The organism is Shewanella sp. 5S214 (assembly GCF_041439795.1).
Taxonomy (GTDB): Bacteria; Pseudomonadota; Gammaproteobacteria; order Enterobacterales; family Shewanellaceae; genus Shewanella; species Shewanella vesiculosa.
In genome coordinates, this window is the sequence record NZ_JBGOOV010000012.1 from 82,439 (window position 1) to 97,020 (window position 14,582).

Consider the following 14,582-nt stretch of genomic DNA (forward strand, 5'->3'; position numbering starts at 1 on the left):
AAAATGGGTTACTTACTTTTTGAGGCCAATTCGATGGCTTTGTTTAATGCACAGGTAAAACTGCCGCTATCCGCTTGGCCACTGCCGGCTAATTCTAGCGCGGTGCCGTGATCGACTGAAGTACGGATATAAGGTAAACCTAAGGTGATATTGACCGACTTGCCAAATCCTAATGATTTAAGCACAGGTAATCCTTGGTCATGATACATGGCTAATACCACGTCAGCTTGTTCGAGATACTTAGGTTGGAATAGCGTATCGGCCGGTAAGGGGCCAACAATATCCATACCTTGTTCCCGTAGCTCGTTGAGCGCAGGTATGATGGTATCAATTTCTTCACGGCCTAAATGGCCATCTTCTCCTGCATGTGGATTGAGTCCGCACACATAAATTTTAGGTGAGCCTAAACCAAACTTACTGACTAACTCGCGATGTAAAATGGTAATAATATGATGCAGTCTATCACGGGTAATCGCTTTAGCGACATACGCTAAAGGAATGTGAGTCGTCATCAATGCCACTTGCAAGCCTGGAGCGGCAAGCATCATGACAACATCAGCACAGTTAGCTTGCAATGCAAAAAATTCGGTATGACCACTAAACGGAATGCCCGCTTGGTTAATAATGCCTTTATGCACTGGCCCAGTGACGACGGCGTCGAATTCATTCGACATATTTCTCTCACCGGCGTAACGCAAGGTTTCTACTACATATGCACTGTTTGCTTCATTCAACACACCACATTTAGCTTCTTCAGCTAATGCAAAAGGCGCAATGGTTAATGTTCCTGCGGCTTGAGGTTTTGGTGGTTGTGATGATTGGTAAGGCATAAGTTGCAAGGGTAATCCAAGCATTTTTGCTCGCGTCATGAGCAAATCAGGATCGGCGCAAACAACTAACTCAACAGGCCAAGCCTGTTGAGCGAGTTTGATGACTAAGTCTGGACCAATACTTGCTGGTTCGCCTGGTGTTATGGCAATACGTTTAGTCATTAATTATGCTTAGCCTCGTTTGCTTTCTGGCTCAACGATTTCGATATACGCTTCTGAACGCATTTCGTCTAACCAGGTTTGTAGCTCTTCATTAAACTTACGACGGAAGATTAATTGATGAGCACGGTTGCTATTAAATTGTTCTGTTGCGTCTGTTTTACGGCGAGCTTCAAGTTGGACTATATGCCAGCCATGCGTTGAACGGAACGGTTCACTGTACTGACCTTCTTCAAGGCTTGCTAGAGTTTGAGAAAACTCTGGCACATACATGCTTGGGTCTGCCCAGCCTAATTCACCGCCTTTAGCTGCAGAACCAGGATCTTCAGAGTACTGACTGGCTAATTTAGCGAAATCAGCATCACCGGCACGCACTTGAGTTAAAAAGTTGGCTAACATCGCTTTAGCACGCTCTTCCGATAAAATCGGTGAGGGCTTTAATAGGATATGGCGTGATTTTACTTCTTCAACTTCTTGAGTTTGTAAGCCACGAGTATCGACTACTTTGATAATATGAAAACCTGACCCCGATTTAATCGGACCAATAATGTCACCTTTTTTAGCTGTACTAACCACTTCAGCAAATAAGGTTGGCATTTCATTGATGTTCATAAAGTCCCAGATCCCGCCTTCTAGCGCTTTTGGACCCGAAGACGATGCAATAGCTGTGCTACGGAAATCATCACCGTCATTTAAGCGTTTAAGCACGATATCTGCACGGCGACTAGCACTTTCAAGTTGTTCACTGGTTGGGTTACTTGGTACTTCAATCAGGATGTGACCAATTTGAAACTCAACATCTTTTAAGCCTTGTTCCTGAATCAGTTTCACTAAGCCAGTAATTTCTTGCGGTGACACCTGAATTCGGCGTTGTACTTGAATACGCTGAATTTCACCTAGGGTGACTTCTTGACGTAACTGTTCCCGATATTGACTAAAGCTAGTGCCTTCGCTCTCAATCGATTGGCGCATCTGTGCAACCGATATTTTCTGCTCTTTAGCAATATTGTCAATTGTTTGGTCTAATTGTAAATCGCCAATTTGCAAACCGATACGTTGAGCTGTTTGCATTTGCAAATGGGTTAAAATGAGGCGTTCTATAACCTGAGTACGCAAGGCGTCATCAGAAGGCAGCGTTTGATTAGCCGATTTGGCATTGGCTTTGACTGTGGTAATCATGTTGCTGATTTCACTTTCAAGAATGATACCGTCATTAACTTGTACCGCTACGCGATCTAATGGTATTGGCGCAGCAATACTGGTGTTGCTTATAGCCAGTGCTAGTAATGCAAAAATTATTTTTTTACTGTGTTTCATCCACAAAATCCTTGGCACATTCGATTCAATATAAACTGGCAATAGATCGCCAAAATAAGGTTACTACATCATACTCAACAGCATGTTTGTTGTTATTGGACTATGAGTTTATCGCTAGGTTCAGCAATCTATCACAAAAGATTGTTAATTCCTCAAGTAAAGTGGTTTACGGTAGTTAAATAAGCCTTCATTTAACATGTCGTCGACTCCTAATGGACCCGATCCGCCTAAGCCTTTAATGACAAAGTTTAGATAAACACCGCTCTCAAACTCTTCACGTCCGTCAATGGCGGCTGACAAATCATCATCGTAGTTTGTTTTAATTCGGTAATGATAACTCAGACGCAATGCCCAGCAACATGACTCATACTGCACGCCTGTATAAGTTTCAATACTACGAGATTCATTAAGGTCATAATAGTAGTTACCAACAAAATATAAGTTGTCACTAAGAGGCCAAGATGTTCTTACGCCTGCTTGAGAAATATCAACTTTATCATTGGTATTGGTATTGAGTAAGTCTGGAACAAAGCGATAGCTTAACTGTAATAATTTGTCATTACTTGGACGATAATCCAAGGTGACTTCATTCTTTTTATTCTCACCTGTTTGAGTGTCGTGCTGAACCGAACCACTGATAAACCAGTCATTATATAACTGAGCATCGAGTTCTGCTGCTAATACCGACGTCGACTGCGTTGTTTCTTCATAGGTATCATCAATGCTGACTTTTGAGTCTTGTAGATACATGATTTGACCTACGCTAAACTTCATTTTTTCGCGGTTAGCTTGGTCAAATAAACGGGTGGTGAAGCCCAAAGTGAACTGGTTAGCATCTGCTACACGATCTAAGCCTGAATATTGGCGATCGCGGAACAAGCCATAATAGTCTTCTTGTAGTTGCGCGGTGTCATAAATACCAATATTGGATTGGTCTTCATAGCCGACATAAAGGTATTGAATTTGCGGTTCTAGGGTTTGACGGTATTGTTCGTCAAACATTTGGGTAGCCCGCTCGAAATTAACCTGACCATGTAAACGCGCTTGCGGAATAGTGCGGCTTACGCTGTTATCTAAGGTTGAATCGGGATCGATATTTTGCTGCCAATACTGGGTTTGCAGTAATTTAACTTCACTGGTAAACGAGCCCGCAGGCCCTTGAATTGGCCAGATTAAGCTAGGCACTAAGTGTAAGCGAGTCGCGGTATTGTAGTCATTATCTTGATGACGAAAGTTGGTCAGTTCAGAGTTAAACTTAAAGTCGATAGAGTTAAAAATATCGGCAGCACGATAGTTAAAGTTTAACTGTGGCATCACTTGATAGGGTTTTTCGTCTTCACCAAGTACTTTAATGTCTTGTACGCGCATATTGAAATCCCAGTTACGTTCAAAATAACTGGCTTCACCAATGCGTGATAACTGGTTGTCGGTTGAACGGTTAACGTCGGAATTTAAATCGTTGAAATAATTGTTATCAGACACATCGGTATAGTCTGATCTGACACGCCAGTTTTTATTGATGGCCCCTTGATGACTCCAATGATACAAATATCGGTCAGCGTTTGAGGTTAGCTTACTATCATTACTTAAGTATTCGACATTGAACTGGCCGTTTTGTTGCTCACCGGCAAGATAGCGAAATTGAGTTTTGGTATACAGCCCACGTGAGGACATGAAATCCGGAGTGAAAGTAAGATCAAACTCTGGCGCAATATTCCAATAATAAGGGGTGCTGACTTCCACACCATTCGTGGTACTGGTACTGAAGCTTGGGAATAAAAAGCCTGTTTTACGTTTATCAGATACCGGTACTGTCATATATGGAATATATAGCACTGGAATGTCTGCGATACGCAGTTTGGCATTCCAAATCTCACCCCATTCTTCTTTACTGTCAATTTTGATCATGTCCGCTTCAAGCAGCCATGATTCATCACCTGGAGGACAGGTTGAAAAGTTGGTTTTGGTCAGTAATAAATTATTGTCTGACGTAATCTGTAACTTTTCAGCATCGCCATGAACTTGTTGGCCATGCAACCAATACTGTGCGCCTTTTAAGGTGGCGTTATTGGTACTCATTTGAGCTTCTAGTGTATCGGCAGTAACGGTAAATAACTCATCTTTAAATATTAGGTTACCGTTAGCATTTAAGCGTTGTTGCTTTTGATCTAATACGGCATTGTCAGCCGCAATATGACGAAACCCTTGGCTGAAACTAACATCGCCTGAAAATTCGGCTTGCTCGTTATAAGAAACAGCAGAGTGATCACTAATGATAACAATCTGATCGTCAGAAATACCGGTTAATGCTGCACGATCTTCGAATGAACGAGAAACAGGTGGCGCAACAACGCATTGTAGCGCAGGCGCTTCGGTCGTTGTTGGCTCATCAGCCAACACGATATTTGGGAGTAGGCTTAGTGCCAGAAAATAACGGATCTGCATTGTTGTCAATAATTTATGAATTCTGATTCCGGAAAGTTTTGGAGAGAAAAAGATACTCAGCTAGATGAAACATTCCATTCTTTAGCTGTTTCCAAATGTTATGCTGGCTATAATAAAGCAATTTTTAGTTAAGAGCCATTGAGATGATTTTATCTGACCCAAGATTTGTTGCGTTAAGTAACTGGTTAAACCAATATTTCGGCGATAACGTTGCCATTATTTTGATCTGTGGTGATGCCAGTTTTCGACGTTATTTTCGTATTCAGTATCAAGGTAAGCATTATATTGTCTCTGATTCGCCCATTGATTTAGTGCCTATCGCGCCTTTTGTAGCGATTGCAAAAGCTTATCATCATGCTGGGTTATTAGTACCCGAAGTACTTGCCACCTGCGATGACTATGGCTTTGTTTTGCAAACTGATGTGGGCGAATTACAACTCTTGTCGGTGCTGAATAAAGCTAATGTGAGTGACTATTATCAGCGCGCATTAAACTTATTACCCATTATTGCATCCGTGACTGAGACCCAAGATGGTCCGCTGGCCGATTATGACGCTGCTTTTGTGATGCGAGAGTTAGCGATTTTTGTCGATTGGCTTCTGAAAGAGCATTTAGATTACTCGTTGACGGACAATGAACAGGCAATGATTGAGTCGACCTTTAATGCGTTAACCGAAAATGTCCTTGCACAGCCTCAAGTCGGTATGCATCGTGATTATCATAGCCGTAATTTACTGATAAATAATCAAGCGTTAGCGGTGATCGACTTTCAAGATGCCGTCTATGGCGCAGTCACTTATGATGCTGTCTCTCTGCTACGTGACTGTTACGTGCGCTGGCCTGACGATATCGTTAATCCGTTGATGAGATATCATTATCAACTGGCAATTGATCATCAATTGATGAGTGACGATGTAACGTTTTCAACTTATCAACAATGGTTTGATTTAATGGGAATACAACGCCACATTAAAGCCGCAGGTATTTTTGCACGTTTATACCATCGTGATGCCAAGCGCGGTTATTTGGCTGATATTCCATTAACCTTACAATACGTTGCTGATATTGGTATGCAGTACTCACAAATTGCTGAATTTAGTCAATGGGTTAATAAGGTGATTTTACCGCGAGTAAACCGTAAAAGTATTGATGAGGCGGTAAGCGAAGCATGAAAGCAATGATTTTGGCTGCGGGGCGTGGAGAGCGTTTACGACCTTTAACTGACACCTTACCTAAACCGTTAGTGAGCGTTGCCGGTAAACCATTAATAGAATATCACATAGAGAAACTTGCCTTGCTAGGGGTGAGTGACATAGTGATCAATCAGGCGTGGTTAGGGCATAAATTACCTGAAATATTAGGCGATGGAAGTCGTTGGGGAGTACAGATCCGTTATAGCGATGAAACCACGGCGTTAGAAACGGCTGGCGGTATCAAGCACGCATTACCATTATTAGGTGATGAGCCCTTTTTAGTCATCAACGGTGATATATTTATCGATTACTTGCCCGATGTCTCGTTAGCTTATCGAAAGGTTATCCAAGCTGAAGCGGACGCGTTTTTATGGTTAGTTGATAATCCAGCGCATCATCCGCAGGGGGATTTTGCTATTGATGTGAATGGCCAATTAACGGTTGATGATGAGCCAAAGTTAACCTTTGCTGGCTTGGGCATTTACCATCCTCGATTATTTATAAACTTACCCGAAGGTAAGCAAGCCTTGGGACCTGTGCTGAAGCAATCAATGAGCCAGCAGCGGATACAAGGTGTGCATTTTAAGGCTTATTGGTGCGATGTCGGGACGATTGAGCGACTAGAACAACTGCAGAGTCGATTACTGGCTCAAGATTAAGGCATGCGAGCGCGCCTAAATGCAAAGCGCGACATATTAATTATTTAACCGTAGTGGAAAACAACATGCGAATTTGGGGTAAAGTTTTTGGGTTTATCATTGGGTTTATGTTTGGGCGTTTCTTTGGGGCTATTTTAGGCTTATGGTTAGGCCATGCTTATGACAGACGCCAAGGCTTAAGCGCGTTAATGCGTAAAGGCGGTGAGCGTCAGGCGATGTTTTTCAATGCTACATTTGCCGTCATGGGCCATGTAGCTAAAGCCTCTGGGCGAGTGACTGAAACCGACATCCGTATTGCGGCCATGTTAATGGATCAAATGAAGTTATCGGGACAATCGCGTATTGATGCGCAAACAGCTTTTCGCCAAGGGCGCCAAGCTGATTTTGATCTGTTACAGCAGCTTGAGTTGTTTCGACAAGCCACTCAAGGCCGAGCTGAGTTAGCGCAGATGTTTTTAGAGATCCAAATTCAAACTGCATTATCTGATGGTGAGTTACATGCCAATGAGAAGCAAATTTTATCCGCTATTGCCAATAAGCTTGGTCTTGCTGCACAACTTGATGTGTTACTGGCTCGTTGGCAAGCTGAATTCAGTCATCATCAGTCGCCGCAAGGTAATAAAATGCCGCTGACTGATGCTTATGTACTCCTCGGCGTATCAGAGTCTGCAAGCGATCAAGACGTTAAGCGTACTTACCGCAAACTGATGAACGAACATCATCCTGATAAGCTTGTTGCAAAAGGCTTACCAGAAGAAATGATGGAGCTTGCCAACACTAAAGCGCAAGATATTCAAGCTGCTTACGAGCGAATTAAAACTTCACGTGGAATGCGTTAGTAATAGGCTCAATGCCTGTGCACGCTGTTATTAATAGGGCCAAAAATCGATGAAAATAGTGGTATTAGATGGTTACACTCTGAATCCTGGTGATTTGAATTGGCAGGCGCTTGAGGCATTAGGCGAGTGCGATATTTACGACCATACACCACTCGATCAAATCGTCAGTCGCTGCCAAGGTGCGCAAATTGTGCTGACGAATAAAACCCAGTTGAGTGCCGCAACCTTAAAGCAACTGCCCGGATTAATTTATATTGGGGTTCTTGCCACAGGCACCAATGTTGTTGCCATGGATGCCGCAACCGCGCAGGGGATTGTGGTCACCAATATTCCTGCTTATGGCCCAGATGCCGTGGCGCAAATGGTGTTTGCCCATATTTTGCATCACCATCAGCAGGTGGCTTTACACGATCACGCTGTTAAAGCTGGACAATGGGCTGCTAATCGGGATTTTTGTTTTAGTTTGAGTCCATTAACCTCGTTAAAAGGATTAACTTTAGGGGTGGTGGGGTATGGCGATATTGGTCAGCAAGTTGCCAATTTAGGTGTGGCATTCGGTATGAATGTATTGATAACCACTACGCAACCGAAAACGAATTTACCAGCAGCCATTCAATGGTGTCAACGTGACCATTTACTTAAGCAAGCCGATATTATATCGCTACATTGTCCGCTTAATGCGGCAACCAAATATATGATAAACAGTGACAGTTTACGCTTACTTAAACCGGGTTGTTTATTGGTTAATACTGCTCGCGGCGACTTGATTAATGAAATTGATTTAGCCCAATGGCTTAACCATGCTCATGGATTTGCTGGCGTTGACGTGCTATCAACTGAGCCGCCAAGTCATGATAATCCGCTCCTTAGTGCTGCCAATATTACCATTACGCCGCATATTGCCTGGGCAACATTGCAGGCTAGACAAAATCTACTCAACATCGCGGTTGAAAATGTACACCAGTTTCAACAGGGTAAAGTGTTGAATCAGGTTAATGGCTAATGGCTTTTTAATTACCACCAGTAATACGGATATTCGCTTATGTCACTATGGAAAATCTTGTTTGATTTTGTTGATAAAGAACGGACAAAGTTTGATAACGTGCGTCATGATACCCATGCGCTGCAATTTGAGATTGAATCAAATATTCATTTTATCGTTGATGGCTTAGCGCAGGAAATCAGCGCCGCTGAAATTATTAAAGGGTTAGAAACCAAAGCGTTTGAACATGCCATGAGCTCAGGTTTACGTATTCGGCAAGCTAGATTGAGCGCTAAAACCATTGAGGGTTATAAAGAGTTTGATAAATATCTAGATGAGCCAAGTGATGTGTTGGTGAAAAACCTGTATATGAAAATCACCGTATTACGAAAATTGATCAATGTGGGTAAGTTTGATCAGGAACGTAAACTCAAAGCGCTATTTCGTCTAATGATGTTAGTCCACTTTCATTTAGCCAGTAAGTCACTGCCAAAAGCAAAAAACTAAGTTATCAAGCTAAGGTATACATTCACTTAAACACAAAAAGCAAAAAGCAAAAAATAAGCCGCTGAAACGTGTAACAGATTCGGCGGCTTAATTTTGTCTATCAAGTCATTTTGTTGAGCTGTTATTGCTTAACTGAGATAAGCGTTATTTAAAATATAACCTTGATATTACTCGCCACTATTTTAGCTTTTTCGACCGCTGCTTCCACCGAGCTATCACGGGCTAATGCAACGCCTAAACGACGGCGACCATCAATATCTGGTTTACCAAACAAACGTAATTGAGTGTTAGCCGGGGCTAACGCAGCCGCGATGCCTTGATAACGAATATTGGTCGAGGTGCCTGTTGCTAAAATCACTGCAGAAGCACTGGGTCCATGTTGGGCAATATTGCTGATTGGTAAGCCCAAAATCGCTCGAACATGCAAAGCAAATTCAGATAAATCTTGGCTGATTAAAGTGACTAAACCTGTGTCGTGTGGCCTTGGTGATACTTCAGAAAAGTACACTTCATCACCGCGAATAAATAGTTCAACCCCAAATAAGCCATATCCACCCAGAGCTTCAACCACACGTTGGCTCATAGCTTGAGCTTTTTGTAGTACATCAGCTGGCATGGCTTGTGGTTGCCATGATTCACGATAATCACCATCTTCTTGTCTGTGACCAATTGGGTCACAAAAGTGAATGCCATTAACAGCGCTAATGGTTAGCAAGGTAATTTCGTAATCAAATGGAATAAAGGCTTCAACAATCACTCGGCCTTTGCCTGCGCGGCCGCCTTCTTGAGCGTAAGCCCATGCGTGCTGAACAGTGTCTGCTGATTTAATCACACTCTGACCTTTACCAGATGAGCTCATCACCGGCTTAACCACACAAGGAATACCAATATCGGCTACGGCTTGTTCAAATTCTGCTTGGGTGTCACAGAAAAAATACTTTGAAGTTGGAATCGCTAAGGTTTCTGCCGCGAGACGGCGAATTCCTTCACGATCCATAGTCAGTTTGGCCGCATTGGCTGTCGGCACGACATGCAGACCTTGTTGCTCTAGTTCCACTAAGGTTTGGGTGGCAATGGCTTCAATTTCTGGAATGACTAAATCAGGCTTTTCAAGCTCAATAACCGCTTTTAATGCCTCAGCATCCAACATGTTAATTACATGAAAACGATGAGCAATTTGCATAGCAGGCGCATTAGGGTAGCGATCAACCCCAATCACCTCAATACCATAACGTTGCAGCTCAATAGCCACTTCTTTGCCGAGTTCACCGCAGCCTAATAGCATCGCCTTAATCGTGCCTGGAGTATTTGCTGTGCCAAATGTAGTAGGAATCGCCATGATGATGTACAGCCTCTGTGTAGGGATATTTTTATATGCCGAACAGTGTAACGAGATGCGCTATTAAAAATCCAATATAAAAGTCACTTTATGGCGAAAATAGTACAAATATGACCGTTTTTTGTGATGAAAGATTGTGTTTTTTGACGACAAGTCTAGATTTTACATGCGTTGTAGCTATGAGTCATGGCACGACAGGATTTACATTCTTTGCGATTATTGCTCGGCTTTATGCTTAGGCGAGTTGTGACGTCATATCCTGAGAATGCTCCTTAGTGATAACAAAGGATATTGCTGGTAGCAATGCGCCAGATGACACGCTAATGACTTTGATTAATACGCAAAAAAGGCGCCGAGGCGCCTTTTTGTTTGCATCAAAAAGATTACTTAATTTTTTTGTACTTCACGGTACTGCTCACTTTACCGACTTTAACACGACGGCCATCCATGTTTTTCTCGGCAATCATCTGTGCGCCAGCGTTATCACCGCGTTGTTGCTTTTTGGCAAAACTACGACGTTTTTCAATTTGCTTAAGCAGCATTTCACGGCTACCCACTTCATAACCTGGTACCGTAACACGGCGAATTTGTTGGCCAATTAATTTTTCAATGTCAGCTAATGTGCGTTCTTCTTCACGGCTTACAAACGAAATTGCCACACCAGTTTTACCTGCACGGCCAGTACGGCCAATACGGTGGACATAATCTTCGGCTAAAAACGGTAAATCGTAATTAACAACGTATTCAAGGTTTTGAATATCAAGACCACGGGCAGCAACTTCGGTGGCCACTAATACACGAATTTTGCCTTCAACAAATTCACGTAGCGCGCGACGACGACTACCCTGGGCTTTTTCGCCATGAACCACGCCAGATGGAATACCATCTAGATTTAATTCTTTAACTAACTTGTCTGCCGCATCACGGGTCGCGGTAAATACTAACACTTGGCGCCAGTTCTTCGTGCCGATAAGCTCAGATAATAATTCACGCTTGCGACGTTGTTCAACAGGGTAGATAACTTGGCTTACGGTAGCTGCTGTGGTGTTTTGTTTATCCACAGTAATTACTTTTGGTTTTTCAAGCATTTCATTCGCTAGCTTTTTCACTTCGGTAGAGAAGGTGGCAGAGAACAACATGTTTTGGCGATTTTTATTTACTGCTTGGAGGATCTTTTTAATATCGGCACTAAAGCCCATATCAAGCATACGGTCGGCTTCATCAAGTACTAAAAACTCAACATTAGATAAACTTAAGTTACACGCCACTATGTGTTCAAGTAAACGACCAGGCGTTGCAACAATCACGTCGGCGCCGCGTTTCAGTTTTTGTGACTGAGTATCTATCTTAACGCCACCATAAATGGTTAATACGGTTAAGTTGAGGTGTTTACTGTAAGCGGTAATGTTATCTGCAACCTGTGCGGCAAGCTCACGAGTTGGTGTAAGAATTAAGGCGCGAGTGTTAGACGGCATCGTTTCTTTTGGGTTATCACACATTCTTTGCAGAATAGGCAGTGCGAAAGCCGCAGTTTTACCTGTTCCTGTTTGTGCGCTGGCCAACACGTCTTCACCACGGCGGATTGCCGGGATCGCTTGTTGTTGAATTGGCGTCATAGATTGATAACCGCACTCAGCGATCGCGCGTAATATTTCTGGGGCGAAGCTAAAAGATTCGAATTTCATGGTGCGGTTCCTGTATGTACATCAAAACAAAGCGATTTAGTTGCGATAAGTTAATATTATCTGTACAACATCAATCTGGAATATTGGGGCCGATAGCCTTATTTATGGCTGAACTCATGCTTAACTGGGTTGATTAACGTCTTCGGATAGCTGAAAAACATTAAGCTTGAATGATACACCCAATTGAGTGCCATCGATAAGCGGCCGCGGAGTATAACAAACTTTTGTTTAAATCCTGAACTTTATCTGTGTCAAAAGAGAAGATTTTGCATTTAAATTTATTTTATTGAGATTGTTAGAGTTTGTGTCCGGGCTAAGGAATAATAGTTTGCTTGAAGCTAATCTCCTCAAAGAATCACCGGGATCACTGTGGTAATAAGGAATGTTCTTTAGCGTTATAACTGGGAGAGTATAGTGAATTTAAACAGCGATGGCCTCTGATATCAAAGTGCCATCGCTGTCGGCCATTTCAATTGACTATAATTTTCTTATATCATCGAGCTTATTCAGGAACTGTTGATCTTTTTTAAGAATAAAACACTTCAAAAGCTCAATATCTATATTTTCTTTGCTCGATACTTCAGGATCGTATTCTTTGACTAATATCGCTGTTTGTTGAAATTTATCAGCCGAATAGTTACTCAACTCTACAATGCCTGAAGTTATTTTTTTGATGTCAGATAAATCATAATCTTTTGATTTAAAATACCAAAATATACAATTAGACTCAGCGAAATCGAGTAAGTCATCAGCATGATATTTATTTTTTATTACTTCAGAACATCCAAATAAAATTAATGCACTACAAATTAGGAGTGATGCTAATTTATATTTAATCATTAGATGCTTCCCAAAAATAAATTTTGTGTGATACATCCCCATAACCTTGGTAAACGCAGTTTGAGCCATCCCAAAGATCCGCATGCCCGGTCGCATCAGACCACCCATTTACTTCATATATAATGATACCCTTACGGTTTCTAATTTTATTTTCATATTCCTCTGGTGTGAATGCTTCTGGATCACCATAGTTTTCAGCTAAATATTTTTTAGTATTTTTACTCTAAAAATGTACCAGTCTTTATTTCTGCCAGAGGACACTTGTCCCTCAAGTTTTCCGTTTGGGCCAACGGCTTTGTAAAAAGGGATCTTATGTAAACCACCTGAACCGTTAAGAGCTTTAGATACTCTCGTTGCACATGCATTTCCAAACACACCAATATCAAAATTCAGTTCAACTTTACCTCCAATCTGTTTAAAAACCGCTGGGGCAGGAAATGCTGGGTAGTTTTTTTTCAATATATCCCAGTTTGGCATTTTTCTCATAAACTTTCCTTTAACAGTGAGTCGTCTAAATATACGTATTTATTTTGGTGTGAAATTATTTAGATATTAGTAAAAATACTTAATATATTATTTTCACTATATAATTTCTGAAGAATATCAGATGAATGTATTTAAATAAATTATCCATTGGGGTGTATTCTGGGAGGAAACTTCAATTTATTAAATTTGGGAGTAATAAGTAATTAAGCACTAAAATCATTATTTTATAGCTTTTATCTGCTTACCAACTTGGGAGGATGTTGTTCTAATCGGTTCAATGTCATACGTTATAATTAGAACTGTTTTTTCGCATTTTTCTGTCCCTAATACGGCAAATATCTTTCTTAAATGCTACATCTAAGATCCAATGCAGTTTATTTTTTATTTTGACTGGCGCCTAACGCTGTTGTTGTTTATCGAGGTATGAATTATTGTTTAATGGCTTGATGTAAGTCGATTAATGCCAATCGCGTTATTACCTACATCAATACATCAACGTACTTTTAACAAAAAACTCTTTCATCAATAGCAATCTAGACTTCATCAGCGCCGCTAAATAGTCCAGCTTTACCGTCACGTTCAAGGGCATTAATACATCTATTTATTTGCTGACTAGTTAGTAAACTGGCAACGCTCTGGAGTACAGCGACATTGACTGACACCCATAAAGTCAACGATGCGCTTTGATGTCGTCGAAGAATTTGCGAATAATGACTTGCTCATTGATATGCCCGTCTCCCCGCAAGCGAGAAAGAAAAATCCCGCGCTTCCTGACACATGACTTGCCCGCTTTATCGCTTATCAAGAGCCTAAAGGTGAAATAAAAGGCTTCGTTATCTCATTCGTCGACCCCGTAAAGTATCCGCTGGGCAAGCTACCAGCGCTGGGAAATAGAAGAAGGATACGGCGAACTTCAGCAAACCCAACTGCAAAGTAAGGTGACATTACGAAGTAAATTTGTTGAAGGGGTTAAACAAGAATTGTGGGGCGTGCTTATAATTTGGTTCGTTTAGAAATGACAGCGATAGCAAAAGAAGCAAAAGTTGCGCCTACCCGTATCAGTTTTACCGCTGCAACAAGCTTAATAGACACACAATTTAGGTGCCTTGCTTTATCACCAGATGGAAAATCGCCGGCTAAACTGAAACAAATGCGAGCCGATATAAAATACTTTATCCTTCCTGATAAAAGAAAGCACCGAACGTATCCACGTTCGGTGCTCTGTACCCAGCCGCTATCCACTTAGATATAAACAGTAATGCTTATCCGAATAGCATTAAGCCTCTATGGCTGGCCTTAAT

At 41.7% G+C, this 14,582-nt stretch carries 12 protein-coding genes and 2 pseudogenes; 6 read left to right on the forward strand and 8 right to left on the reverse strand.

What is annotated here, in order from left to right:
- Nucleotides 1–8: 8 nt before the first annotated feature.
- From pdxA to lptD, 3 genes are all read right to left on the reverse strand, one after another.
- Nucleotides 9–992 carry a 4-hydroxythreonine-4-phosphate dehydrogenase PdxA gene (pdxA, locus tag ACED29_RS10205; RefSeq protein ID WP_124017863.1) on the reverse strand — a complete coding sequence of 328 codons (984 nt, stop codon included), beginning with the start codon at nt 990–992 and terminating at the stop codon, nt 9–11.
- Between the two features lie 9 nt (nt 993–1,001).
- Nucleotides 1,002–2,306: a peptidylprolyl isomerase SurA gene (gene surA / locus ACED29_RS10210; RefSeq protein ID WP_371697594.1), complete on the reverse strand. Its 1,305-nt coding sequence runs from the start codon at nt 2,304–2,306 to the stop codon at nt 1,002–1,004.
- Nucleotides 2,307–2,450: 144 nt separating this feature from the next.
- Nucleotides 2,451–4,751: an LPS assembly protein LptD gene (lptD, locus tag ACED29_RS10215; protein ID WP_182698690.1), complete on the reverse strand. Its 2,301-nt coding sequence runs from the start codon at nt 4,749–4,751 to the stop codon at nt 2,451–2,453.
- Nucleotides 4,752–4,894: 143 nt separating this feature from the next.
- On the opposite strand from lptD, the gene ACED29_RS10220 reads away from it, so the two are divergent.
- The 5 genes from ACED29_RS10220 to ACED29_RS10240 all read left to right on the forward strand — a co-directional run bounded on the left by ACED29_RS10220 (nt 4,895) and on the right by ACED29_RS10240 (nt 8,931).
- Nucleotides 4,895–5,923 (forward strand): aminoglycoside phosphotransferase family protein, encoded by a 1,029-nt coding sequence (locus ACED29_RS10220; RefSeq protein WP_371697595.1) that lies wholly within the window; start codon nt 4,895–4,897, stop codon nt 5,921–5,923.
- A complete protein-coding gene (gene murU, locus ACED29_RS10225; RefSeq protein ID WP_182722473.1) occupies nt 5,920–6,603 on the forward strand; it encodes an N-acetylmuramate alpha-1-phosphate uridylyltransferase MurU in 684 nt (227 codons plus the stop codon). Before ACED29_RS10220 ends, murU begins: the two co-directional genes overlap by 4 nt.
- 65 nt (nt 6,604–6,668) lie before the next feature.
- On the forward strand, nt 6,669–7,442 hold the full coding sequence (djlA, locus tag ACED29_RS10230) for a co-chaperone DjlA (protein WP_124017868.1): 774 nt from the start codon (nt 6,669–6,671) through the stop codon (nt 7,440–7,442).
- 49 nt (nt 7,443–7,491) lie between these two features.
- Complete coding sequence (locus ACED29_RS10235) at nt 7,492–8,445, forward strand: D-2-hydroxyacid dehydrogenase (protein WP_371697596.1); 954 nt, start codon at nt 7,492–7,494, stop codon at nt 8,443–8,445.
- 39 nt (nt 8,446–8,484) lie between these two features.
- Nucleotides 8,485–8,931 (forward strand): hypothetical protein, encoded by a 447-nt coding sequence (locus tag ACED29_RS10240; protein ID WP_371697597.1) that lies wholly within the window; start codon nt 8,485–8,487, stop codon nt 8,929–8,931.
- 148 nt (nt 8,932–9,079) lie between these two features.
- Here ACED29_RS10240 and purT read toward each other — a convergent pair whose 3' ends face one another.
- The 5 genes and pseudogenes from purT to ACED29_RS10265 form a co-directional block, all read right to left on the reverse strand.
- Complete coding sequence (gene purT / locus ACED29_RS10245; RefSeq protein ID WP_182722475.1) at nt 9,080–10,270, reverse strand: formate-dependent phosphoribosylglycinamide formyltransferase; 1,191 nt, start codon at nt 10,268–10,270, stop codon at nt 9,080–9,082.
- Between the two features lie 383 nt (nt 10,271–10,653).
- Entirely contained in the window at nt 10,654–11,955 is a 1,302-nt protein-coding gene (locus ACED29_RS10250; protein WP_124017872.1) for a DEAD/DEAH box helicase, read from the reverse strand.
- 477 nt (nt 11,956–12,432) lie between these two features.
- A complete protein-coding gene (locus ACED29_RS10255) occupies nt 12,433–12,864 on the reverse strand; it encodes a hypothetical protein (RefSeq protein WP_182754796.1) in 432 nt (143 codons plus the stop codon).
- Nucleotides 12,788–12,946: pseudogene (locus ACED29_RS10260) on the reverse strand (T6SS effector amidase Tae4 family protein); the annotation flags it as partial. The gene ACED29_RS10255 and the pseudogene ACED29_RS10260, both read right to left, overlap by 77 nt.
- A 47-nt stretch (nt 12,947–12,993) precedes the next feature.
- On the reverse strand, nt 12,994–13,281 hold the full coding sequence (locus tag ACED29_RS10265) for a type VI secretion system amidase effector protein Tae4 (RefSeq protein WP_220492624.1): 288 nt from the start codon (nt 13,279–13,281) through the stop codon (nt 12,994–12,996).
- A 616-nt stretch (nt 13,282–13,897) separates the two neighbouring features.
- On the opposite strand from ACED29_RS10265, the pseudogene ACED29_RS10270 reads away from it, so the two are divergent.
- A pseudogene (locus ACED29_RS10270) lies at nt 13,898–14,540 on the forward strand (IS4 family transposase); the annotation flags it as partial.
- Nucleotides 14,541–14,582: the final 42 nt, after the last annotated feature.